At 56.9% G+C, this 22,256-nt stretch carries 22 protein-coding genes; 15 read left to right on the top strand and 7 right to left on the bottom strand.

Features of this window, described 5'->3' with window-relative positions:
• Positions 1 to 98: 98 nt before the first annotated feature.
• The 12 genes from FWJ25_RS04320 (at position 99) to yjgA (ending at position 9,400) form a co-directional block, all read left to right on the top strand.
• The gene (locus FWJ25_RS04320; RefSeq protein ID WP_149599072.1) at positions 99 to 1,079 is read left to right on the top strand and encodes a KpsF/GutQ family sugar-phosphate isomerase; all 981 of its coding nucleotides are present in this window, start codon (positions 99 to 101) and stop codon (positions 1,077 to 1,079) included.
• Positions 1,079 to 1,648, top strand: a complete 570-nt coding sequence (locus FWJ25_RS04315) for a KdsC family phosphatase (protein WP_149598989.1) — start codon at positions 1,079 to 1,081, stop codon at positions 1,646 to 1,648. The genes FWJ25_RS04320 and FWJ25_RS04315 overlap by 1 nt, the downstream gene beginning before the upstream one ends.
• Positions 1,645 to 2,226 (top strand): LPS export ABC transporter periplasmic protein LptC, encoded by a 582-nt coding sequence (lptC, locus tag FWJ25_RS04310; RefSeq protein ID WP_149598988.1) that lies wholly within the window; start codon positions 1,645 to 1,647, stop codon positions 2,224 to 2,226. Before FWJ25_RS04315 ends, lptC begins: the two co-directional genes overlap by 4 nt.
• A complete protein-coding gene (gene lptA / locus FWJ25_RS04305; RefSeq protein ID WP_149598987.1) occupies positions 2,210 to 2,761 on the top strand; it encodes a lipopolysaccharide transport periplasmic protein LptA in 552 nt (183 codons plus the stop codon). Before lptC ends, lptA begins: the two co-directional genes overlap by 17 nt.
• Positions 2,739 to 3,464: an LPS export ABC transporter ATP-binding protein gene (lptB, locus tag FWJ25_RS04300; protein WP_149598986.1), complete on the top strand. Its 726-nt coding sequence runs from the start codon at positions 2,739 to 2,741 to the stop codon at positions 3,462 to 3,464. The genes lptA and lptB overlap by 23 nt, the downstream gene beginning before the upstream one ends.
• Before the next feature lie 190 nt (positions 3,465 to 3,654).
• Positions 3,655 to 5,181 (top strand): RNA polymerase factor sigma-54, encoded by a 1,527-nt coding sequence (locus tag FWJ25_RS04295; protein WP_149599071.1) that lies wholly within the window; start codon positions 3,655 to 3,657, stop codon positions 5,179 to 5,181.
• Between the two features lie 107 nt (positions 5,182 to 5,288).
• Positions 5,289 to 5,597 (top strand): ribosome hibernation promoting factor, encoded by a 309-nt coding sequence (gene hpf / locus FWJ25_RS04290; protein ID WP_149598985.1) that lies wholly within the window; start codon positions 5,289 to 5,291, stop codon positions 5,595 to 5,597.
• A gap of 84 nt (positions 5,598 to 5,681) precedes the next feature.
• On the top strand, positions 5,682 to 6,152 hold the full coding sequence (gene ptsN / locus FWJ25_RS04285) for a PTS IIA-like nitrogen regulatory protein PtsN (RefSeq protein ID WP_149598984.1): 471 nt from the start codon (positions 5,682 to 5,684) through the stop codon (positions 6,150 to 6,152).
• A gap of 64 nt (positions 6,153 to 6,216) precedes the next feature.
• Positions 6,217 to 7,101: an RNase adapter RapZ gene (gene rapZ, locus FWJ25_RS04280; RefSeq protein ID WP_149599070.1), complete on the top strand. Its 885-nt coding sequence runs from the start codon at positions 6,217 to 6,219 to the stop codon at positions 7,099 to 7,101.
• Between the two features lie 7 nt (positions 7,102 to 7,108).
• Entirely contained in the window at positions 7,109 to 7,378 is a 270-nt protein-coding gene (locus tag FWJ25_RS04275) for an HPr family phosphocarrier protein (RefSeq protein ID WP_149598983.1), read from the top strand.
• A 104-nt stretch (positions 7,379 to 7,482) separates the two neighbouring features.
• The gene (gene mgtE, locus FWJ25_RS04270) at positions 7,483 to 8,847 is read left to right on the top strand and encodes a magnesium transporter (protein WP_149598982.1); all 1,365 of its coding nucleotides are present in this window, start codon (positions 7,483 to 7,485) and stop codon (positions 8,845 to 8,847) included.
• A gap of 19 nt (positions 8,848 to 8,866) precedes the next feature.
• The gene (yjgA, locus tag FWJ25_RS04265; RefSeq protein ID WP_149598981.1) at positions 8,867 to 9,400 is read left to right on the top strand and encodes a ribosome biogenesis factor YjgA; all 534 of its coding nucleotides are present in this window, start codon (positions 8,867 to 8,869) and stop codon (positions 9,398 to 9,400) included.
• 16 nt (positions 9,401 to 9,416) lie between these two features.
• Here yjgA and FWJ25_RS04260 read toward each other — a convergent pair whose 3' ends face one another.
• Genes FWJ25_RS04260 through FWJ25_RS04230 form a run of 7 tightly spaced genes read right to left on the bottom strand, consistent with a single transcriptional unit; the run spans position 9,417 to position 18,587 of the window.
• A complete protein-coding gene (locus tag FWJ25_RS04260) occupies positions 9,417 to 10,256 on the bottom strand; it encodes a carbon-nitrogen hydrolase family protein (protein ID WP_149598980.1) in 840 nt (279 codons plus the stop codon).
• 12 nt (positions 10,257 to 10,268) lie between these two features.
• A complete protein-coding gene (locus FWJ25_RS04255; protein ID WP_149598979.1) occupies positions 10,269 to 14,033 on the bottom strand; it encodes a YhdP family phospholipid transporter in 3,765 nt (1,254 codons plus the stop codon).
• A gap of 40 nt (positions 14,034 to 14,073) precedes the next feature.
• Positions 14,074 to 15,552, bottom strand: a complete 1,479-nt coding sequence (rng, locus tag FWJ25_RS04250) for a ribonuclease G (RefSeq protein ID WP_149598978.1) — start codon at positions 15,550 to 15,552, stop codon at positions 14,074 to 14,076.
• Positions 15,549 to 16,154, bottom strand: coding sequence for a Maf family protein (locus FWJ25_RS04245; RefSeq protein WP_149598977.1), 606 nt, complete (start codon positions 16,152 to 16,154; stop codon positions 15,549 to 15,551). The genes rng and FWJ25_RS04245 overlap by 4 nt, the downstream gene beginning before the upstream one ends.
• Positions 16,155 to 16,156: 2 nt before the next feature.
• Positions 16,157 to 16,633 carry a rod shape-determining protein MreD gene (mreD, locus tag FWJ25_RS04240; protein ID WP_149598976.1) on the bottom strand — a complete coding sequence of 159 codons (477 nt, stop codon included), beginning with the start codon at positions 16,631 to 16,633 and terminating at the stop codon, positions 16,157 to 16,159.
• Positions 16,633 to 17,517 carry a rod shape-determining protein MreC gene (gene mreC, locus FWJ25_RS04235; RefSeq protein ID WP_149598975.1) on the bottom strand — a complete coding sequence of 295 codons (885 nt, stop codon included), beginning with the start codon at positions 17,515 to 17,517 and terminating at the stop codon, positions 16,633 to 16,635. The genes mreD and mreC overlap by 1 nt, the downstream gene beginning before the upstream one ends.
• Before the next feature lie 29 nt (positions 17,518 to 17,546).
• On the bottom strand, positions 17,547 to 18,587 hold the full coding sequence (locus FWJ25_RS04230; RefSeq protein WP_149599069.1) for a rod shape-determining protein: 1,041 nt from the start codon (positions 18,585 to 18,587) through the stop codon (positions 17,547 to 17,549).
• A gap of 384 nt (positions 18,588 to 18,971) precedes the next feature.
• Between FWJ25_RS04230 and gatC the strand changes: the two genes are divergently transcribed.
• The 3 genes from gatC to gatB are packed head-to-tail and all read left to right on the top strand — an operon-like array spanning position 18,972 to position 22,222.
• Complete coding sequence (gatC, locus tag FWJ25_RS04225) at positions 18,972 to 19,259, top strand: Asp-tRNA(Asn)/Glu-tRNA(Gln) amidotransferase subunit GatC (RefSeq protein WP_149598974.1); 288 nt, start codon at positions 18,972 to 18,974, stop codon at positions 19,257 to 19,259.
• Between the two features lie 29 nt (positions 19,260 to 19,288).
• Positions 19,289 to 20,746: an Asp-tRNA(Asn)/Glu-tRNA(Gln) amidotransferase subunit GatA gene (gene gatA / locus FWJ25_RS04220; protein ID WP_149598973.1), complete on the top strand. Its 1,458-nt coding sequence runs from the start codon at positions 19,289 to 19,291 to the stop codon at positions 20,744 to 20,746.
• Positions 20,747 to 20,770: 24 nt separating this feature from the next.
• Positions 20,771 to 22,222: an Asp-tRNA(Asn)/Glu-tRNA(Gln) amidotransferase subunit GatB gene (gatB, locus tag FWJ25_RS04215; protein WP_149598972.1), complete on the top strand. Its 1,452-nt coding sequence runs from the start codon at positions 20,771 to 20,773 to the stop codon at positions 22,220 to 22,222.
• Positions 22,223 to 22,256: the final 34 nt, after the last annotated feature.

The following is a 22,256-nucleotide window of genomic DNA, read 5'->3' as shown; positions in this document are numbered from 1 at the left end:
GATTTATGCCGAAAATGATATACTTCCGGCAACCTATCAGAGCGCACTCTGTTTTTCGCAAACAAGGCACTCTCTACAGCAACAAGGCACAGGCCCAGATGACCGAGCAGACTGCACAGAATTTTCACAATTCCGCAATTCGCGCCATCCACATTGAACGTGATGCCATTGACGCGCTGACCCAGCGAATCAATGACCAGTTCAGCAAAGCCTGCGAAGTCATAATGGCCTGTAAGGGTCGGGTGGTCGTCACCGGAATGGGTAAATCCGGGCACATTGGCAACAAGATTGCTGCTACTCTCGCCAGCACCGGCACCCCTTCTTTTTTTGTGCACCCCGGCGAAGCGAGCCACGGAGACCTGGGAATGATCACCAGCCAGGATGTGGTTATCGCTATTTCCAACAGCGGCAACACCAGCGAAGTGGTCACTATCCTGCCACTGATCAAGCGCATGGGAGCCCCCCTTATCAGCATGACGGGAAATGCCGATTCGGTTCTGGCCAGAGAGGCCGTAGCCAATCTGGATGTCAGCGTTTCCGAAGAAGCCTGCCCTCTGGGGCTGGCACCAACGTCCAGCACCACCGCCACTCTGGTAATGGGAGACGCCCTCGCGGTTGCCCTGCTGGAAGCCCGGGGGTTCAGTGCAGAAGACTTTGCGTTTTCCCACCCCGGCGGCAGCCTTGGAAGGCGCCTGCTACTTAAAGTCTCCGACATCATGCACACAGGTGATCGCATCCCGAAAGTCAGTGAAGGCACGACACTTAGCGGTGCCCTGCTGGAAATTTCCCGAAAGGGACTGGGGATGACGACAGTCATCGACGCCAACGGGCATCTCTCCGGTGTCTTTACCGACGGTGACCTGCGCCGCACTCTGGACAGGAACATTGACGTTCACAACACTGCGATCGAGCAGGTCATGACCCGCAACGGAAAAACCATCGAAGCAGATCATCTGGCGGCCGAAGCACTCAACATCATGGAAGAGATGAAAATCAATGCCCTGCCGGTGACTGGCCCCAGCGGTGATCTGGTCGGTGCAATCAACATGCACGACCTTCTGCGCGCCGGGGTGATCTGATGCCAGACCATACCCCTCCCCTCACCAACGAATGGCCCGCTGAGCTGCTCAGGAAGGCGGACGGGATTCGCCTCATCGCGCTGGATGTCGACGGCATCATGAGCGACGGGCGCCTGTATTTCAGTGCAAAGGGTGACGAGCTCAAGGCCTTCAACATCCTCGACGGACTTGGCCTGAAGCAGCTGATGGCTGCAGGCATAACGGTCGCGGTGATCACCGGCCGAAGCTCGCCGCTGACGGAAAAGCGCATGAGAGATCTGGGCATCCCCCACCTGATGCAGGGACGGGAAGACAAGAAGGTCGCCCTTAAAGAGCTGGTCAGCACGCTGAGCATTCCGGCTGAGGCCATCGCCTACATGGGGGACGACCTCCCTGACCTGCCTGCCATCCGGTTCGCCGGACTCGGCATTACGGTACCCAACGGTTACTGGCTGGTTCGCCAGCATGCAGACTACTGCACCAGCGTAACCGGCGGCAGCGGCGCAGTGAGAGAGGCTTGCGATCTGATCCTCTACGCCCAGGGCAAGCTCGACGACGCCTTGTCAAACTATCTGGGGCCGGATGCATGACGCCGGCAGAGAGCCCCTGGCTCCGCACACTGGCACTTACGTGCACGCTCGCCGCTACTGTTTTCCTGCTCTGGCAAAGCGATGAACCGGCTATTGTTCAGAACGATGCGGCGGACCTTCGGGGCAACACCGAGCCCGATGGATTTGTGGTCAACGGGGAGTACACATCCTATGACGCCCAGGGTAACGTCAAGGTCCACTTCACCAGCCCTCGCATAGAACAGTTCGAAGAAGGCAGCGTGGCCACCATCATATCGCCACGGGCCGAGCTGTTCAGTGATCAGGCCAGCGAACCCTGGATTGTGGAGGCTGAAAATGGCAGCCTCCTGCAAAATGAGAACATCCTGTATCTGACCGGTAATGTGCGTGTGCTGCGCACCACCGGAGAGCGCCAGGCCACGCTGGCAACCTCTTCACTGACACTGGATAACGACACGGGCACCGTATACACGGACGCCCCGGTAGAGATCACTGACGCTACCGGGGTGACCCGGGCAACCGGCATGAAGGCCTGGATCGACAAACGTATTCTGGAACTCAATTCCCAGGTGGAAGGACGCTATGAAATCGGTCACTAAACAACTGCTGGCGCCGTTCGCGACTCTTGTGGTCCTGATCACCGCCACACCTGCAGCAGCGTTTGACCTCAATTCGGAAACCCCGATTCTGGTCAGCGCAGACAACGCCCGGCTTGACGATTCCAGCGGCGTTGCAACATACACTGGCACTGTTGAACTGACTCAGGGCAAAACGCGCCTGAACGCAGACAAAGTCACCCTGTACCGGGATAACGACGGGCTGAGCCGGATAGAAGCATCCGGTGATCCGGCACATTACCGCCAGCCGACCCGGGACGGAACCGGCGAAACAGACGCGAAGGCTCAGCACATCACCTGGTCTGCCAGCGACCGTGAGCTGACGTTTGAGCGGGAGGCGGTCATCGAGCAGAACGGCAACCTGTTCCGGGGCGACGTCATTCATTATGATACCGTCCGCCGGGTTGTCACCGCCGAAGGCGGCGCAGACACTGGCTCAGGCACAGGCCGTGTTGAAATGGTCATTCAGCCACGTAGCACCAAGCAGGGATCTGATGGCAATTCTGAGAGCCAGTAATCTGGCAAAAAGCTATAAACAGAAAAAGGTGGTCATCGATGTTTCTCTGGAGATTCGCAGCGGGGAAATCGTTGGACTGCTGGGCCCGAATGGTGCAGGTAAAACGACCTGTTTCTACATGATTGTTGGCCTGGTGCCCGCCGATCACGGACGGATCACGATCGACAGCGAAGACATCACACCTGAACCGATGCACGGCCGCGCCAGAAAGGGCATAGGCTACTTGCCCCAGGAAGCTTCGGTATTCCGCAAGCTCACGGTGCGCGACAACATCATGGCCATTCTTGAGACCCGCAAGGACCTCAGCCGCGCAGACCGGGAGCAGAAGCTCCAGGAGTTACTTGAGGAGTTTCACATCACCCACATCCGGGACAGTGTGGGCATGGCATTGTCGGGGGGGGAAAGACGGCGGGTCGAGATTGCCAGAGCCCTGGCCATGGAGCCCGCGTTTATTCTGCTTGACGAACCCTTTGCCGGTGTTGACCCCATCTCGGTCAGTGACATCAAACACATTATCCGCCACCTTCGCGACAAGGGCATTGGTGTCCTGATAACGGATCACAACGTCCGCGAAACACTGGATATCTGCGAGAACGCTTACATTGTCTCCGGCGGTCACATCATTGCGTCTGGTAACGCCGACGCAATCCTCGCAAACCAGCAGGTCAAGGAAGTGTATCTCGGCAACGAATTCCGTCTATGACACCTTTAGGCTGATTGTGTTGATGATCTGGAGCAAGTAAACTCGGCAAAGAACTTGCTAGGGTAACGCCTCATTCTGCGCTGCCCCGGCAAGTAACCGCCATAACTGGCATTTTTCTGAACACCTCGCAGCACAACGTAATTCCAGACACAACAAAGCGCTGACAAGTAACGGATCCTGAATCATGGTGATGAAAGCCTCATTACAACTAAAGCTGGGTCAGAGCCTGACGATGACGCCCCAGCTGCAGCAGGCGATCCGGCTACTACAGCTATCAACTCTCGATCTTCAGCAGGAAATCCAGCAGGCTCTGGAATCCAACCCCATGCTGGAAACCAATGAAGACGATGAGCAGCCGGAGCCTGCGGCGGCGGACAATTCAGAAACCAGCAATGACACCGACACCTCTGCCGACTCAGAAAGCCTGACGGACTCCAGTTCCGACTGGGACGAGCCAGAGGACGCACCGGACTGGGCCAGCGAGAATGAAGTTCCCGATAACATTCCTGACGACCTTCCTGTAGACACCGCCTGGGACGACATTTACCAGTCTGCACCGGCACCTGCAGTCAGGAACGATGACGAGAACGACCACGACTTCGAAACCCGGAACTCCCCGACGGAAACCCTGCAGGATCACCTGGAGTGGCAGCTGAACCTGACCCCTCTCAGTGAAGGGGATCTCGCGATCGCGCACTCTTTGCTGGATGCCGTGGATGAACGTGGATACCTCACCAGCCCACTGGAAGAGATTCATGCCGGGCTGATCGACGAATCGGATGAAGAACCACTGGAACTGGACGAAGTCGAGGCCGTCCTGCATCGGCTCCAGCACTTCGACCCTCCCGGGGTTTTCGCAAGAGACCTGCAGGAATGCCTGCTGATACAGCTCAACCAGTTGCCACCAGACACTCCCTGGCTCGCTCAGGCGCGACTGGTCATTACCCACTACATCAACCTGCTGGGTAACCGAGACTACGCTCAACTGCTGCGCAGGAGCCGTCTGAAAGAAGATCAGTTACGGGAAGTTCTCGCACTGATCACCGGGCTGAACCCGCGTCCCGGCGACGTCATTGATCGTGCCGAACCCGACTACGTCATCCCCGACGTTATTGTTCGCAAGAACCAGGGCCGCTGGAAAGTTGAGCTGAATCCGGAAATTGCACCACGCATTCGCGTCAATGCAAGCTATGCTTCACTTATAAAGCGTGCGGATAGTAGTGCTGACAACACGTACCTCCGGGATCAGCTGCAGGAAGCCAAATGGTTCATCAAGAGCCTGCAGAGCCGGAACGAGACCCTGCTCAAGGTTGCTACCAGGATTGTTGAGCACCAGCAGGGTTTTCTGGACCACGGTGAGGAGGCCATGAAACCTCTGATCCTTTCAGACATCGCTCAGGCGGTCGAAATGCATGAATCCACGATTTCCCGTGTGACCACGCAAAAGTACATGCATACGCCTCGGGGTATCTTCGAGCTGAAATACTTTTTCTCCAGCCACGTCAGTACCGACGAGGGCGGTGAATGCTCCTCAACAGCGATTCGGGCCATGATCAAGAAGCTGATTGCAGCAGAAACTCCGAAAAAGCCGTTGAGTGACAGTAAGATTGCAGCCATGCTAGGGGAACAGGGTATTAAAGTGGCAAGGCGGACGGTGGCAAAATATCGCGAAGCCATGCATATTCCGCCCTCGAATGAGCGAAAACGACTGGTCTAGGAAGATCCTGGTCTACTGATCTTCCCGCCAACAACAACCGCCGGCGCACGACGTGCCGGCATCAAGCCCGGTGAGGACCACCGGCACGATGACAACAGGAGACGCCTATGCAACTCAATATTTCAGGCCATCACGTAGAACTGACTTCTTCCCTGAAGGATTACGTTTCCGAGAAATTCGAAAAACTGGAGCGTCACTTCGACCACATCAGCAATTGCCAGGTAACCCTGGAAGTGGACAAAGTGCGCCAGATGGCGGAAGGTACGCTTCACGTGGTTGGCGGTGAAATCCACGCAAAGGCAGAAAGTGAGGACATGTACGCAGCTATTGATGCACTGGTAGACAAACTTGATCGCCAGATCCTCAAGCACAAGGAAAAGAACGTAGACCGGATGCACGGAAACGGCAGTCGTTAACCTCCGATTCCGTTTCTATCACCTGAACGCGCTGCGGCAAGGTCGACCTGCCGCAGCATTTTTTTACGGAAATGCAGTCGATCCATGAGCGACACAACCCTGACCATAGACAACATACTTGCTCCGGAACTCACCCTTTGCCGGGTGCAAGCATCCAGCAAGAAGCGGGTTCTGGAATTCATCGCTGAGCACATCCACGAACATGACAGTTCACTCAGCGACACCCAGATCTTCAACAACCTGGTCTCTCGTGAGCGCCTGGGCTCCACCGGTATCGGACAGGGTATTGCCATACCCCATTGCCGCCTGGAAGGGCTGGATCACGTTATCGGCGTACTGGTAACCCTGGAAGAAAGCATTGAGTTTGACGCCATCGACAACCAACCCGTCGATCTCGTATTCGCACTCATAGTGCCCAAAGAGGCGACAAGCGAACATCTTGAACTGCTCAGCCAGCTGGCCGAGAAGTTCAATGAGCGGACGTTTTGTGATCGCCTTCGCCAGGCCGAAGACCCAGCCACGTTGTACGAGCGCATGATCACCGAGAACACCTGAGAACGACCCATTTGGGGCAGGGTGAGACTGGGCAGTAGCTAGCAAGGAGACCACCAGGGTGACCATGAAACTGATCATCGTCAGCGGCAGATCCGGGTCCGGCAAGAGTACCGCGTTGCATGTCCTCGAGGACCTCGGTTACTACTGTATTGATAATCTACCCATCGGCCTGTTGTTCCCCCTGACCCGGGAAGCAACCGAAAAGGCAGCGCTTGGTCGTCTCAGCAAGATGGCGGTCAGCATTGATGCCCGTAATCTGTCCGGGGAACTGGCCAATTTCGAAGCCATTTATGACCAGCTCCAGCAAACCGGCGTCACGGTTGAAATCATTTTCCTGGATGCCGATGAGCAATCATTGCTCCAGCGTTTCCACGCCACTCGTCGCAAGCACCCGCTGAGCAACGAAAAAACCTCCCTTCGGGAAGCCGTTAACAGCGAGAAGCTTCTTCTTGAGCCGATCTCCAAGCTGTCTGACCTTTATGTGAATACCACCGGGATGTCCATGTATGAGCTCAGGGACATCATCAAGCAGCGGGTGGTCGGCCGCAAGGATCAGGAGCTGGCGCTGCTTTTTCAATCGTTCGGTTTCAAACACGGTGTGCCGCTGGACTCCGACTACGTTTTCGATGTGCGCTGCCTGCCCAATCCCTATTGGGACACCAGCTTGCGCAAGTTCGTCGGCACGGACCAACCCGTGATCGATTTTCTTGAGAATGAGCCTGCATCCGGCAAGATGCTCAATGACATCATTGCTTTCCTGGAAACCTGGCTTCCGTCCTTTGCTGACAGCAACCGAAGCTACATGACCATTTCCATCGGCTGCACCGGCGGCCAACATCGTTCGGTATACGTTTGCGAGCAGTTAGGCGCCCACTTCCGCCAGAACTACAGCAACGTTCAGGTTCGGCACACCGAACTACCACATCTGCAAAGCCGTGGGGAGATCTGAGGCAGAGATGATTCGCCAGCCGATTACCATAATCAACAAACTCGGCTTACACGCCAGAGCTTCAGCCAAGCTGGTTGCAACAGCATCAGAGTTCGACTGCAGCGTCCGGATCAGTGGTAAGGGTCGGGAGGTGGACGCAAAAAACATTATGCAGGTCATGATGCTTGCCGCAGGCCAGGGAACCGAGGTGGAGCTGATTGTGGATGGCACGGACGAACAGAAGGCAGTTTCAGCACTTTCCGAACTGATCAACGACTATTTTGGCGAGGGAGAATAAGCCGCATCAGGGCCTGTATTTCTGCGGCATTCACCTACAACTCCCTTTCACTGACAAAGCGTAACTCCGCTATAATACGGGCGTTTTCTGACTGTAGGTGACTCATGACCGATGATCTTCTGGAGAAAAGCCAGGCTCGCCAACGCCTTCGCTCACTGAGTGAAGCGCTGGACAGCGGCGCCCTGAAACAGGTAGCCCGGATCCTGAACGGTGGTCTGAGCCCCAGTGACATTGCCCACCTACTGGAGTCCTCCCCTCCCCGCCAGCGTGCATTGCTCTGGAACCTGGTGGAAAAGGACCTGGAAGGTGAGGTCCTCCAGTATCTCAGCGATGACATCCGAAGCTACTTCCTGAGCCAGCTGAACGCTCAGGAACTGGCGGATATTATCGAAGACTTCGAGTCGGACGATCTCGCCGACTTGCTCCAGCAGTTGCCCGATACGGTGATCCAGGAAGTTCTGGACACCATGGACGAACAGGACCGGCTGCGGGTAGAGGAAGTACTTTCCTATCCGGAAGATACCGCCGGCGGCCTGATGAACACGGACACCATCACGGTGCGCCCGGACATCAGCATTGACGTTGTTCTCCGATACTTGCGCAGGCACCGGAATCTTCCGCCCATGACTGACAGCCTGATCGTGGTCAGCCGTCGGGACGACTTTATTGGCATGCTGCCCATTACCACCATGCTGGTTTCCAATCCCGCTTCCACCGTGCGGGAGGTTATGGACACCGATATCGAACCGATTCCGGTCTCTCTCACCGACACCAAAGTCGCGACACTGTTCGAGCGCTACGACCTGATTTCCGCCCCGGTGGTGAACGAGGACGGCCGCCTGTTGGGCCGCATCACCATCGATGACGTCGTTGACGTTATCCGGGAAGACGCCGACCACTCGCTGATGAGTATGGCGGGGCTGGATGAAGACGAGGATACCTTTGCCCCGGTCTGGAAAACCACCCGGCGCCGGGCGGTGTGGCTGGGCATCAACCTGATTACGGCATTTATCGCCTCGGGAGTGATCGGCCTGTTTGAAGAGACCATCACTAAAGTTGTTGCCCTGGCCGTGTTGATGCCCATCGTGGCCAGCATGGGCGGTATCGCGGGCAGCCAGACCCTGACCCTGGTCATCCGCGGCATGGCTGTGGGACAGATCAGCGGCGCCAATGTGGGCTGGCTGCTCAACCGGGAGTTTCTGTCTGGAGCCCTCAATGGCGTATTCTGGGCCCTTGTAGTGGCCTCTGCTGCTGCGGTCTGGTTCCAGGACCTGCTGATTGGTGGGGTGATAGCCGCTGCGCTGATTATCAACCTGGTGGCCGCGGCATTGGTCGGAACCGTCTTACCACTGTTCCTGAAATCCCGGAACATCGACCCTGCCCTGGCGGGCAGCGTCATACTCACAACGGTTACAGACGTCGTAGGCTTCATGGCCTTCCTTGGCCTGGCTACCGTGTTTTACGCGTAACCCCTTTGCGGACTATCCAATGAGTCAACACGATCAAGAACACTACGAAGAAGACGAGTTTGGCAAAAGCAAATCCCAGCTGAAGCGGGAAATGCAGTCCCTGCAGGATCTAGGCAAACGTATGCTGGACCTGAGCGACGAGCAACTGGCGACACTGCCCATCAGTGAAAGCCTGCGCTCCGCGATTGTCGAATCCCGCCGTATTCGCCAAAACGAGGCGCGACGTCGGCACCTGCAGTACATCGGAAAGGTGATCAGAAAGGAAGACGACCCTGAAGCCGTACAAAGGGCCATTGATGCGTTTGATTCGGGAAGCGAAGAACACACCCGTCGCCACCATCTGGCGGAGAGATGGCGTGATCGTATGGTCGCCGAGGGAGACTCAGCCGTGGGAGAGTTTATCAGCTACTGCCCCGGCGCAGAGATCCAGCACCTGCGAAATCTGGCCAGAAATGCCAAACGGGATATCGAGAAGCAAAAGAATACCGGGCACGCCCGAAAGCTGTTCCGCTACATTCGGGAATGCATCGACGACGTTGAAGCCGCTGACTGAACCCGGAGTTCGCAGGCTATAGCCTGCGATGTTCCCAGACCGGCATCCGCTGCCTTAGTGCCTGCAGCCGCTGCAGGTCCAGTTCGGCCGTAACCACACCTGGCCCTTCTGCCCATTCAGCTACCACTTTGCCCCAGGGATCACAGATCAGGCTGTGCCCGTATGTGCGTCGACGCTCGCTGTTCTGGCCTCCCTGGCCGGCGGCCACCATCCATAGCTGGTTTTCGATGGCTCTTGCCCGAATCAGCGGATGCCAGTGCGCATCACCGGTCTGCCATGTAAAAGCACTGGGCAGGCAAACCCACTCCGCCCCCTGCTCCCGCAAGGCCCGGAACAACTCCGGGAAACGCAGGTCATAGCATATGGCCATACCCAGCTTTCCGGCCGGAGTGTCTACCGTCACAACCTGATTACCGGGCTCGAAGGTGTCCGACTCACGGTACTGGCCATGAGCATCTTCCACCATGGCATCGAAGAGGTGAATCTTGTCGTAGCGGGCAACTTCCGTTCCCAGGTCGTCGAACACCAGGCAGGCTGCCCGGACCCGGTGTCCTGCGGCCGTGCCATCGGGTCGACTGGCGATCGGTAACGAGCCGCCCACTATCCAGATGCCCAGTTCCCGTGCCTGGTCAGCCAGAAATTCCCGAATCACCGGGGCCGAGCCAGCTTCGATATTTCCACATTCCAGCATCTGCGCGGTTGCAAGCACCGCAAAGTTTTCAGGCAGTACCGCAACACGGGCGCCATCATCAGCGGCTTGGTTAAGCAGTCTTCGGGCTTCATCCAGGTTAGCGTCGAGATCCGATCCGCTCACCATCTGGATCGCTGCAACACGGCTGGAGACTGTCTCGTTCATTGCCTTACCCCGCTATTCGCCAGTATCAAATACCCGCTTCAGGTCCACCAGGGGATCATCCCAGGAGCCGGTAACGCTATAGGTAGCGCTCGTCAGCCTGCTTAAAGGATCGCCCAGAATCTTGTCGAGAACAAACAAAGCACCCCCAATCGGTGCTCCGGCTCCCATCAGCAAAGCCGCCAGCGGAAGATTTTGGGTCAGGGGGAGCACAACCACCAATCGCATATCCAGCGTTTCAGTGCTGATGTCGGTAACACCACTGAGTTTGAACGCTCCAGACGGCCCCACTACCTGCACCTCCGGATCAAGGCTGACCAGACCGTTTCGGATGTTTGCTTTGCCCGAAATGGCATCAAAGGCAACACCCCGTTCGTAAAGGTCGGAAAAATCGAGCTTCAGCCGCCGCCAGAGCGTGTCGGCATTAAGCAGGTTGAATATCCGGAAAAGCTGGGCCGTATTGTTCTGCTCCAGAATCACCCCTTCATCCAGCCGGAGACTGACACTACCGTTAAGTTCCGACAGGGAGAGCTCATCAGGGCGGCCAGGCCAGTCGATGGCCAGCTCGATGTTGGTTGCGTTATTGGTCAGCGGGATATCAGAGCCCAGCAGTTCATTAATATCCGCCAGGGCTCCTCCGGTCACAGAACCATTAAAACGACTGATCTCGCGCCCACCCTGAACTCCCCAGATCATATCCCCGAGCAGGGTCAATGAGCTGAGCCGCCCTTCAATCTCATCAACCGACAAGCGATCCGGCGTCGGCCTTAGCTTGAAGGACCAGCTACCCAGAGTGTCCTCGTTCAACTGCAGGTCCGCAATAGTGACATTTACATCCGGCCAGCGCCCAAGGTCCAGTTCGCGGAAGGTCTCAAGCTGCTCTTCGAGAGTCAGGCGCTGCGAAGCCTTCGCACTGTCTTCGGCCCTCACCAGACGAATCGTCTCAAAATCTGCCACTACCGGGCTATCATCCCCTGGCAATACGACCCGGCCCTTTGCCCGCTCGGACTCCGTGGATACAACCCAACGGTCACCCAGATCAAGAGCCTCAACACGAATGTCGCGCAGTGCATGTCGCCCCAGGTAGAGGTGACTGAAGTCGAGTTCAAACCCGGTATCCTTCCAGAGCAGGTCAAATGCCAACCGGTTTTCCCACTGGCCGCTCACCGCCATCCCCGCTGCCCCCCGTGGATCCAGAACAATATCAAGGGGAGCCGCTTCCTCAGCCGGCTTTCCCAGCGGCTCAGGCCAGTCAACCGAAAGCCCGACAAGGTCGGACCGGGCACGGATACCGGACGTCGAGTCTACCCCAACGTCCAGTGTTGCCGTGTAGGAGACCCTCCCTTCAAGACCAAACCCCTGCCCGGCAGCAGCTCCGATATCAGACAAGAGATCAGGAAGGGAAAGCACCCCAGACTGGCGAACAGACAAAGCATCGCCACCGGGGCTTTTACCCAGCTGGATTTCGACCGGAGAATCGAAAAACCGGGCATTCACCGGCCCGCCGGAAAAACCATCGACCGAGTGGTAAGTCAGCTCTCCCGCGATCTCATGCCAACTCAGGTTGGCGGGGGGATAAGTGATAGAGCCGCCCTGGGCTGATACCTTTGCTTCCACAATGGGGCCACTCTCTTTCCCCAGTGGCAGTTCAATGCCCAGATTCAGCCCATATTCGCCCTCGTACTGCAGCTTCGCTGCTTCCGTACCAGCCATGTCACCGAGCGGACTATTCTCCATCCAGTACGCCACGGCTTCTCCAGGCACCGTTGCATTTGCGTCCACCAGAATCGTGGCACCGTCTGCCCCCGGCACCAGCCGGACAAGACTCGGTGAAAGGCTCAGCCCTCCGGTATCTGCGGCATCCAGGTCTACCCGGGTATTGCCGTTATCAACCACGACCTGCCCCGATGCTCCGGTTACCTCTGGCCAGCGCTCATCATAGGCTACAGCAGCGTTTTGAAATTCGAATTTCATGGACGTCGAGAACGAGTGCCTTGGAGCCCCCCTGTCGATCTGGCCATGGCCGTAGAAAACACCTGACGTAATGTCGGCCTGCAGGATAGCGGTGGTCAGCCAGTCGTAAAGCTCGGGTTTAACCACTTTTGCCGGCACAAATTCTGCCAACATGTCCGCCCGGCCATTTTCAACCCCAACGCGCAGACCGAGGTTATCTTCACCTTCCTTATCCAGCCTGAGATCAAAGCCACCATTCAGGACAGTGTTCTCACCATAGGTCATACGCAGATTGTCAGCGTAAACCCGTGTTACAGGACCATCCAGCTCCCACGCAACCAGCCCTTCAGCTCCGGACAGCGACCAGTTATTCGAGAACAGCAGTGGGAAACCCAGATTCACAGGCTGCTCCGCATTTTCTATGCGGACGAAACCTGAGTGCCGGTCCAGATACAGAAAGCCATTGATGCCGGTTGCCCCCGGTGCGCCCTGATGAGCAGCAACACTCACTTCCCGCAGCTCTCCGGAGAGGTTAAATCCCTCTGAGGGGTTGTCAGGCAAATTCAGTTCCAGTCGGTCGATAAAACCACCGGGCTGGTAACTCACCAATGCACTGGCAGCTTTGTCTGGCAGCACCGGCAGCAATGAAACCAGTCTCCGCAGGGGATCCAGTGGCAACGCATCAGCGATGGCTGTCAGCCCGTTGGCACCGGGCATCAGGCGGAGGCTGAAGGCAGGCACATCTTCGCCATCCCAGGTCCACTGCAAATCCTGAAGGTGCCACTCCCCAGGCCCATTCTCCGGCGGTTGCCCAACCGTCTCCGTTCCCTCCTGCTCGGACAGAACATCTGCGTGTCGACGCCATCCGAACCGTGCCTGAATATCTTCCAGCGGCGCCAGGGATTCGCTGCCTACACCCAGCTGAAGATAAGGCGTTTTCACCGTTCCGGTAACCTGCTGCAGGGTTCCTTCCCGGAAGGTGAGCCAGGCCTCCCCACCCAGATCAAAACCTTCAACACGCACGGTCTTCCATTGGTACTCATCGATCAGGCCATCAAAAAGACGCCCGGAATCCACGCCGATATAGAGCTGACCGGTGAAATCACCCCTGAAGAAGCGCTGCCCCACCAGGCTGAAGCTCGCGAGCTGCTGTGTCGTCCCCGGCTGCATCGCCCGGCCGGAGGCCCTGAACAGCCCCTGGCTGTATACAAGATCGAGTTGGGGGATATCGACATGGCGAAAGCCGCCTTTGCTGTCCCGTATTCCAAGGTTGAAGCGGGTAATCTTGAGATAGGGATCGGAGAGCCACTCGCCTGCCAGACTTAGCCACCGCTGCATACGGTTGTGGGCGGGTTCGGGTAAGTCGGCACCGCGAACACCTACCTCCCCGGCAGCCGATTGATTGAGCGTCAGCTGTAACCCATCAACTTCAAAATCTTCAAAAACGACACGCAGCCGCAGAAGGGACGACAGGAAATCAAAGCGCACCCTGAGATATTCCACATCAGCTACCGGAATCCCGGTTTCCGGGTTGCTGACAGAGATATCCCGGGCAATAAAAGACGGGTCGAGCCAAATCCAACTGGATTCCAGGCTTCCTATCGTAACGCTCTGGCCAGTGCGGGTAGAGAGCTCATAAGCCAGTTCGTCAGTGAATGCATCAATATTGCGGGTGAGCTGTCGCCCGATACCGGCATAGAGAGCAAACAGCAGAAGAAGTGCCAGCAACAACCACCAGACCAGACTGGACAGCCTCGCCATAAGCCTGACCGGAGAGCTCTCCGGAACAGCCCTGGCCAATGGCGGCTCGTGCTTGGCGGATGACATCAGCTGCCGTTACCTCCAGAGCCAGCCATCCACTCCCTGATCAGAGCAGAACCACATCATACTGTTCCTGGCTGTAGAAAGGTTCGACCTGAAAACGGATGGTCTTACTGATAAAAGTTTCCAGATCCGCAACATTGTCGGATTCTTCGTCCAGCAGGCGATCCACCACACTTTGGGAAGCCATGACCAGATAGCTTTCAGTATCGTAGGCGCGGTTGACCCGCAGGATTTCCCGGAAGATCTCGTAACATACGGTTTCGCTGGTTTTAAGAAAACCGCGGCCGTCACACACCGGGCAGGGTTCACAAAGCACCTGCCCCAGGCTTTCCGTGGTGCGCTTGCGAGTCATTTCGACAAGGCCAAGCTCGGAAACACCGGTAATTTTGGTCTTGGCATGATCACGCTCAAGCATTTTCTCGAGCATACGATGCACCTGCCGCTGGTGCTCCGGATCATCCATATCGATGAAGTCGATAATGATGATGCCACCGAGATTACGCAGCCGGAGCTGCCGACTGATAGAGCGGGCAGCCTCCAGGTTAGTCTTGAAAATGGTTTCTTCGAGATTTCTGTGGCCGACAAAGGCGCCGGTATTTATATCAATCGTGGTCATCGCCTCCGTCTGGTCGATGATCACATAGCCGCCGGATTTGAGCTGGACCTTTCTGCTCAGTGCCTTCTGTATTTCATCTTCCACCGAGTACAGATCGAAGATCGGGCGTTCACCGGGGTAATACTCCACCTTGTCAGCAAATTCGGTCACGAACTCCTGAACAAATTCGATCACCCGCTGATAGCTCTCCCGGCTGTCGATCCGGACCTTTTCAGTCTGGGGCCGGATGAGATCGCGAATGGTACGGATGAACAGGGGCAGGTCCTGATAAACCACAGAAGGCGCCTGAGCCCTGGAGATACGCTCGTGAATGGACTGGCTGAGGCGATGCAGGTAGGCCATGTCGCCCAGCAGTTCTTCTGAAGACGCAGCCTCTGCGGCTGTACGGATGATATAGCCACCCTCAACCTCGTGCTTTTCGGCTGCAGCCTCTTCGAGTATGCCCTTGAGGCGACTCCTTTCGTTCTCGTCTTCAATACGCTGGGAGATTCCAACGTGGCTAACGCCTGGCATGAACACAAGATAGCGGGAGGGAATGGAGAGCTGCGTTGTCAGCCTGGCACCCTTGGTGCCGATTGGATCCTTGGTGACCTGAACCACCAGTGACTGCCCTTCCCGCAACAGTGTGCGTATATCCGGGACAGTCTTGGGGCCATCTCCTGCATCGTCTCCGGACTGACTAACAACCACGTCGGACGCATGAATGAACGCTGCCCGCTCCAGTCCGATATCAACAAATGCCGCCTCCATGCCCGGGAGTACCCTGACCACCTTGCCCTTGTAGATATTCCCTACAATGCCCTTGCGGCTGGTACGCTCAATGTAAGCTTCCTGCAGCATACCGTTTTCAACAAGTGCTACACGGGTTTCTACCGGAGTCACGTTGATCAGGATTTCTTCACTCATGTTCGGTTCTCCAACCTCCGGGGCCAGTTTTCCCATACCGGAACGCCGGCTTCAGCAATCAGGGCTGCAGTTTCCTGAAGGGGCAACCCGACAACGGCACTGTAACTGCCACGAATTTCCCTGACAAAAATACCACCAAGTCCCTGAATTCCATAGCTTCCCGCTTTATCCATCGGTTCACCACTGAAAACATAGGCTTCCACCTCGGGTTCTGACAGCTCTCGAAACCGGACATCGGTAACAACCAGTGTAGACTTGCACAGCCCGTTGCGAACCACAGCGACCCCGGTCATCACCTGATGAGACGCCCCGGAAAGTCTGCCCAACATCGCTACGGCATCGTCATGATTGTCAGGCTTTCCGAGTATTTCACCCAAAAGCACGACTGAGGTATCCGACCCGATCACCAGCTCATCGCCAGAGAGCCGGCCCGCCACAACCATGGCCTTTTCCCGGGCCAGACGCTCCACATAGCATTGCGGACTTTCACCTTCTTCAACCGATTCATCCACATCGGCAGGATGAACGGTAAAGTCCACACCGATCTGCCGGAGCAGCTCTGCCCGACGAGGTGATGCTGAGGCCAGAACAATATCAGCCATCCCTAACCCAGTTTCCTGTTGATATTGTCGAGAATGACGCAGACAAACGGCCAGGCGGCTGCACTGGTCAACGCCGGCCACAGGTAGCTGAATCCCGCATCTTCGCCACCAAGCACCTGCTTGATGAAATGAACAAGCATCTGGTTGATACCAAGCAACAGGAATACCATCAGGCACTGCTGCGGTAATGGATACATGCGCAGGCGCTGATGGACAGTCAAAACGAGGAAGGCAATCAAGCCCATGGCAAGGCCGTTAACCCCCAGAGGGGTAGCCTCCAGAACATCCAGCAACAACCCGAGGCACCACGCCAGCAGAATGCCGAATTGAGCCGGAGCCCTGAACGTCCAATAAAACACGACCAGCCCGAGCCATTCCGGCCGGAACTCAAACCAACCGACGGGAAACAGGGAAATACTGAAGACCAACGCTACGACCACCGACAGCGCGAACACCGGATAGCTGATTACCGACAACATCAGTTTGCTCCCTCCTGGGAATCCGGCGCCGGGGCGTCTTCAGTTTCCGACTCAACCTCTTCAACAGCGGCTTTTTCCGGTGGGAAAACCACCAGCACCAGTCGACTCTGGTTTAGCTCCGCCTTCGGCGTCGCCTCAATGGAGACAAAGGGTTCGCCCGGTTCCTTGGTAATTCTCGTTACTTCCGCTACCGGATAACCTCTCGGGAACAAACCACCCAGTCCAGAGCTCACCAGAAGGTCACCTTCACGGATGTCGGCAGTGTCCGGCACGTGCACCAGGTCCAGGCTGTCAGGATCTCCGGTACCCAGCAGAATCGCCCGCAGTCCGTTCCGGATAACCTCCACCGGTACCGCATGGCTGCTGTCGGACACCAGAAGCACACGGGAAGTCAGTTGACTGGTCTGCACCACCTGCCCCATCAGGCCATGGGCATCCAGCACAGCCTGCCCGACGCTCAGCCCGTCGCGCTGACCTTTGTTGATGATGACTTCATGGGAGAAAGGATCCGGTGATACGCCAACCACTTCACCAACGATGACACGGTCGTCAAGCACCTCAGAGGAATTCATCAGGCGCCGGAGTTCGTTGTTCTCGGAGGCAAGCGCTGCATACTTCAGGGCGCGGCGTTCGAGGATCATCAAGCGGGCCTTGAGGTCCTCGTTTTCCTGCTGGAGATCGTCCTTATTGACGAACAACCCGGCTACCCAATCGCTGAACTCGTAGGGCGCATTGCCAAGCCAGTAAACAGGGGCAAGCCCGGTCGCTATAACGCTACGGACAGGAGAGAGCTTCTCGAAACGCGCATCGGCAACCACGAGGGCTGCCGATACGAGAACGATTAGAAAGAGTCTGAAGCCCGGAACCGGGCCCTGGACAAAGATCGTTTTAATGGTGAATCCTCCCCACAGGATTATCCCTCCTGGGAGAACATTCCAATACCACCCCGATCAATCACTTCCAGCGCCTTGCCACCGCCACGGGCAACACAGGTCAGCGGATCTTCAGCAATGATAACCGGCAGCCCGGTTTCTTCGCTGATCAGTTTGTCCAGACCCCGCAGCAACGCGCCACCACCGGTCAGCACGATGCCTCGCTCTGCGATGTCAGACGCCAGCTCCGGCGGTGACTGTTCGAGAGCGCTTTTAACGGTCTGTACGATCTGGGCAAGAGATTCCTGAAGGGCGTCCAGGATTTCTTCGCTGTTCAGAGTGAACGCACGGGGCACACCTTCTGCCAGGTTGCGACCACGGACGTCGATTTCGCGGATTTCCAGGCCCTCATACGCACAGCCGATTTCATGCTTGATACGCTCGGCAGTGGTATCGCCGATCAGGCTACCGTAGTTACGGCGGACGTAGGTGACAATAGCTTCATCGAACTTGTCGCCGCCAACACGAACGGACTCCGCATAAACGATGCCGTTCAGAGAGATAATGGCGATTTCAGTGGTGCCCCCTCCGATATCCACAATCATGGAACCACTGGCCTCTTCGACCGGCAGGCCGGCACCGATGGCGGCCGCCATCGGCTCCTCAATAAGGAAGACTTCTCGAGCACCTGCGCCCAGGGCAGATTCTCGAATAGCCTTACGCTCTACCTGGGTGGATTTGCTCGGCACACAGACCAGCACCCGAGGGCTCGGAGTAATAAAGCTGTTCTCGTGCACTTTATGAATGAAGTGCTGGAGCATTTTCTCGGTGACAACAAAATCGGCAATCACGCCGTCTTTCATGGGCCGGATAGCCGTAATATTTCCCGGAGTACGACCCAGCATCCGCTTGGCCTCGGCGCCGACTGCGGCGACCATTTTCTGGGAATTGTTGGTGCGGATGGCCACCACGGAGGGCTCATTCAGGACGATGCCGCGCTCACGCACATAAATAAGGGTGTTGGCGGTGCCCAGATCAATGGACAGATCGCTGGAAAATAAGCCTCGGAGTCTTTTTATCAACATTCGTGTAGTTTCAACCTGAGAGTTGCGGTTGCAAAAGGATGCGGCAACTTTAGCAGTGAGCACCGGTACAGGCAAGGCGCCATCGGGCGCCAAGCCTTACGGTTCTCACACTTTCTCAGCAGTTTGGCCTCTCCCGCGCAGCCCCTAATCTGTTACCATAGCCGCTTTATTTCCGATGTTCAGTGCATCTCCGATGGGAGGGCTGTTCGAAGGGGGCCGTCCAAAACTGTGCGGAGCCATGGATGGCGGAGCCCAAGCGTCACATGGATGTGCTTGAGCGTGTTTTGGACGGCCCCCTTCGAACAGCCCGGAACCCCGGCAAAGATTTCAGAACTCAAACGCAATTAATTACAGACATTTCATATACCTGGGAGGCAATGCGTGACCATTTCCCGTAAGGACATAGAGAAAGTCGCTGTGCTCGCCCGCATCCGTGTGGACGAGGAACAAGTTTCGGCTCTGGAGAAAGATCTGGGCAATATTCTTGACCTGGTGGATCAACTGAGTGCTGCAGATACTGACTCTGTCGAACCTATGGCTCACCCGCTGAACGCCGTTCAGCGTCTGCGCGCAGACGAAGTGACCGAAACCGATCAGCGGGCCTCATTCCAGGCTATCGCCCCGGCTACCGAGAACGGACTGTATCTCGTACCTCGCGTTATCGAATGATCTGACGAACAGCGATTTCAGGATTTATCATGCATAACAAATCTGTAGCAGAGCTTTCCCGTGATCTGGAAAGCGGCAAGGTTTCCAGCGTCGAGCTGACCCGGGAGTTTCTTGACCGAATCAAGCAGGAAGACGGCAAGTACAACAGCTTTATTACTGTGACCGAAGAGCAGGCCCTGGCCGAGGCCCGCGCTGCCGACGAACAGCGGGCGGCAGGCAACGCCACCATCTGGACCGGCGTCCCCTTTGCTCACAAGGACATTTTCTGCACCAACGGCGTTCGCACCACCTGCGGCTCCAAAATGCTGGAGAACTTCATCCCGCCTTACGACGCCACCGTGACCGACAACTTCCGAAAAGCAGGCGCGGTCAGCCTCGGCAAGACCAACATGGATGAGTTCGCCATGGGCTCATCCAACGAATCCAGCCACTTTGGTGCAGTAACCAACCCCTGGGGACTGAGCAAGGGTGAAAAGCGCGTTCCTGGCGGCTCATCCGGCGGCTCGGCTGCAGCTGTGGCAGCCCGTCTTGTGCCAGCAGCCACCGCAACGGATACCGGAGGCTCCATCCGCCAGCCGGCCGCCCTGTGTGGCGTAACCGGCCTGAAACCAACCTACGGCCGGGTTTCCCGCTACGGCATGATTGCCTTCGCATCCAGCCTTGATCAGGGCGGCACTATGGCCCGCACAGCGGAAGACAACGCTCTGATGCTGAACGTGATGGCTGGCTTTGACCCCAAAGACTCCACCTCCCTGGACCGGGAAGTGCCGGACTACACCGCAACCCTGAACGAGCCGTTGAAAGGCCTTCGCATTGGCCTGCCAAAAGAGTATTTCTCGGACCAGCTCAGCCCGGCGATGGAAGAGCAGATTCGCTCTGCAGTAAAAGAATACGAGAAGCTTGGCGCCACAGTAAAAGAAGTCTCCCTGCCGAACGCCAGGCTCGCGATCGCAGCCTATTACGTCATCGCTCCGGCAGAGGCGTCCGCCAACCTGTCCCGTTTTGACGGCGTTCGTTACGGTTACCGCTGCGAAGATCCAAAAGATCTCATGGATCTTTATACCCGCACCCGGGCAGAAGGCTTTGGTACCGAGGTAAAACGCAGGATTCTGGTAGGCACCTACGCGCTGTCGGCTGGCTACTTCGATGCCTACTATCTCAAGGCACAAAAGGTACGCCGCCTGATTCAGCAGGATTTCATCAACGCCTTCAAGGACGTTGATGTACTGATGAGCCCGACGTCCCCTTCTCCTGCGTTTATTCAGGGCGAGAAGACCAATGATCCGGTGACCATGTACCTGGAAGACATTTTCACCATCGCCGTTAACCTCGCGGGCGTTCCGGCCATGTCGGTGCCTGCCGGCTTCATTGACGGATTGCCGGTAGGCCTGCAGATCATCGGGGATTACTTCTCTGAAGCCCGACTGCTCAACGCCGCCCATCAGTTCCAGCAGGTGACCGACTGGCACCAGCGCGAACCGCAATAAGCCCGATTAGAGGAGAGAAGCACTATGCAATGGGATATTGTGATCGGGCTGGAAATTCACGTTCAGCTCGCCACCAAAACCAAGATTTTTTCTGGCTCCAGCACCGCCTACGGCGCTGAGCCCAACACCCAGGCCAACGCAGTAGATCTGGCCATGCCCGGCACTCTGCCCGTTCCCAACGAGCAGGCATTTCGCTACGCGGTGATGTTCGGCCTTGCGGTCAACTCGGAGATCGAGCGTCGCTCTGTGTTCGAACGGAAAAACTATTTCTATCCAGACCTGCCAAAAGGCTATCAGACCACCCAGCTTGAGCGGCCAATCGTAGGCCCCGGCTATGTGGATATTGATCTGTCTAACGGCGAGTCGAAGCGTATCCGCATTCACCACGCTCACCTGGAAGAAGATGCCGGAAAATCCCTGCACGAGGACTTCCACGGCATGACCGGGGTCGACCTGAACCGGGCAGGCACACCGCTTATCGAAGTGGTTACAGAGCCGGACATGACCAATGCCGAGGAAGCCGTTGCCTTTGCCAAGAAACTTCACAGCCTGGTAACGTCACTGGGCATCTGTGATGGCGATATGTCTCAGGGCTCCATGCGCTTCGACGTCAACATCTCGCTCAAACCCAAAGGTTCCGACACGCTGGGTACCCGGACCGAAACCAAGAACCTGAACTCATTCCGGTTCATGGAGCAGGCCATTGCCCACGAAGTCGAGCGCCAGATGGACATCCTCGAGGATGGCGGCGTTATTGAGCAGGAAACCCGCCTGTACAATGGTGACAGGGACGAGTCCCGTTCCATGCGCACCAAGGAAGAAGCCAATGACTACCGCTACTTCCCCTGCCCGGATCTGCTGCCGGTCGAAATCGATGAGTCGTTTATTGACGATGCCAGAAGTCGACTACCGGAGCTGCCGGACGCACGCAAAGCTCGCTTCAAGGACCAGTATGGTCTGAACGACTACGACGCCGGCCTGCTCTCAGGCGACGCCACACTGGCAGCCTTCTTTGAGGAAGCAGTAGCCCACGGAAAAGACGCCAAACTAACGGCCAACTGGATTCAGGGCGAGTTTTCAGCGCGCCTGAATGCCGAAGAGAAGTCGGTAGCCGATTCGCCTATCACCGGCGCCCAGCTTGGCAACATGGTGACCCGCATATCTGACAACACCATTTCATCCGCCGGCGCCAAGAAGGTATTTGACGCCCTGTGGACCGGTGAAAACGACAATGTGGACGCCATCATCGATGCCAAGGGACTGAAGCAGGTGTCCGACACCGGCGCACTGGAGCAAATGGTGGATGAGGTTCTGGCAGGCATGCCGGATCAGGTGGCCCAGTTCCAGGCCGAGGAAGACCCCAAGAAGCGCAAGAAGATGCTTGGCGGATTCATGGGGCCGCTGATGAAGGTCTCCAAAGGACAAGGCAACCCGAAACTCTTCAACGAGATTCTTCTCAAGAAACTCGGGGGCTAACCCGGCTCCGCGCCGCCCGCTCCATCTGGCGGGC

The organism is Marinobacter salinexigens (assembly GCF_008370345.1).
GTDB classification, from domain to species: domain Bacteria; phylum Pseudomonadota; class Gammaproteobacteria; order Pseudomonadales; family Oleiphilaceae; genus Marinobacter; species Marinobacter salinexigens.
The sequence above is the reverse complement of the archived record's forward strand: the minus strand, read 5'-3'. Positions and strand labels throughout refer to the sequence as shown.

What these genes read in the sequence shown, in the direction of transcription:
- FWJ25_RS04320 (WP_149599072.1), top strand. Translation starts at nt 99, where the DNA reads ATGACCGAGCAGACTGCACAGAATTTTCACAATTCCGCAATTCGCGCC.
- FWJ25_RS04315 (WP_149598989.1), top strand. Translation starts at nt 1,079, where the DNA reads ATGCCAGACCATACCCCTCCCCTCACCAACGAATGGCCCGCTGAGCTG.
- lptC (WP_149598988.1), top strand. Translation starts at nt 1,645, where the DNA reads ATGACGCCGGCAGAGAGCCCCTGGCTCCGCACACTGGCACTTACGTGC.
- lptA (WP_149598987.1), top strand. Translation starts at nt 2,210, where the DNA reads ATGAAATCGGTCACTAAACAACTGCTGGCGCCGTTCGCGACTCTTGTG.
- lptB (WP_149598986.1), top strand. Translation starts at nt 2,739, where the DNA reads ATGGCAATTCTGAGAGCCAGTAATCTGGCAAAAAGCTATAAACAGAAA.
- FWJ25_RS04295 (WP_149599071.1), top strand. Translation starts at nt 3,655, where the DNA reads ATGAAAGCCTCATTACAACTAAAGCTGGGTCAGAGCCTGACGATGACG.
- hpf (WP_149598985.1), top strand. Translation starts at nt 5,289, where the DNA reads ATGCAACTCAATATTTCAGGCCATCACGTAGAACTGACTTCTTCCCTG.
- ptsN (WP_149598984.1), top strand. Translation starts at nt 5,682, where the DNA reads ATGAGCGACACAACCCTGACCATAGACAACATACTTGCTCCGGAACTC.
- rapZ (WP_149599070.1), top strand. Translation starts at nt 6,217, where the DNA reads ATGAAACTGATCATCGTCAGCGGCAGATCCGGGTCCGGCAAGAGTACC.
- FWJ25_RS04275 (WP_149598983.1), top strand. Translation starts at nt 7,109, where the DNA reads ATGATTCGCCAGCCGATTACCATAATCAACAAACTCGGCTTACACGCC.
- mgtE (WP_149598982.1), top strand. Translation starts at nt 7,483, where the DNA reads ATGACCGATGATCTTCTGGAGAAAAGCCAGGCTCGCCAACGCCTTCGC.
- yjgA (WP_149598981.1), top strand. Translation starts at nt 8,867, where the DNA reads ATGAGTCAACACGATCAAGAACACTACGAAGAAGACGAGTTTGGCAAA.
- FWJ25_RS04260 (WP_149598980.1), bottom strand. Translation starts at nt 10,256, where the DNA reads ATGAACGAGACAGTCTCCAGCCGTGTTGCAGCGATCCAGATGGTGAGC.
- FWJ25_RS04255 (WP_149598979.1), bottom strand. Translation starts at nt 14,033, where the DNA reads ATGTCATCCGCCAAGCACGAGCCGCCATTGGCCAGGGCTGTTCCGGAG.
- rng (WP_149598978.1), bottom strand. Translation starts at nt 15,552, where the DNA reads ATGAGTGAAGAAATCCTGATCAACGTGACTCCGGTAGAAACCCGTGTA.
- FWJ25_RS04245 (WP_149598977.1), bottom strand. Translation starts at nt 16,154, where the DNA reads ATGGCTGATATTGTTCTGGCCTCAGCATCACCTCGTCGGGCAGAGCTG.
- mreD (WP_149598976.1), bottom strand. Translation starts at nt 16,633, where the DNA reads ATGTTGTCGGTAATCAGCTATCCGGTGTTCGCGCTGTCGGTGGTCGTA.
- gatA (WP_149598973.1), top strand. Translation starts at nt 19,289, where the DNA reads ATGCATAACAAATCTGTAGCAGAGCTTTCCCGTGATCTGGAAAGCGGC.
- gatB (WP_149598972.1), top strand. Translation starts at nt 20,771, where the DNA reads ATGCAATGGGATATTGTGATCGGGCTGGAAATTCACGTTCAGCTCGCC.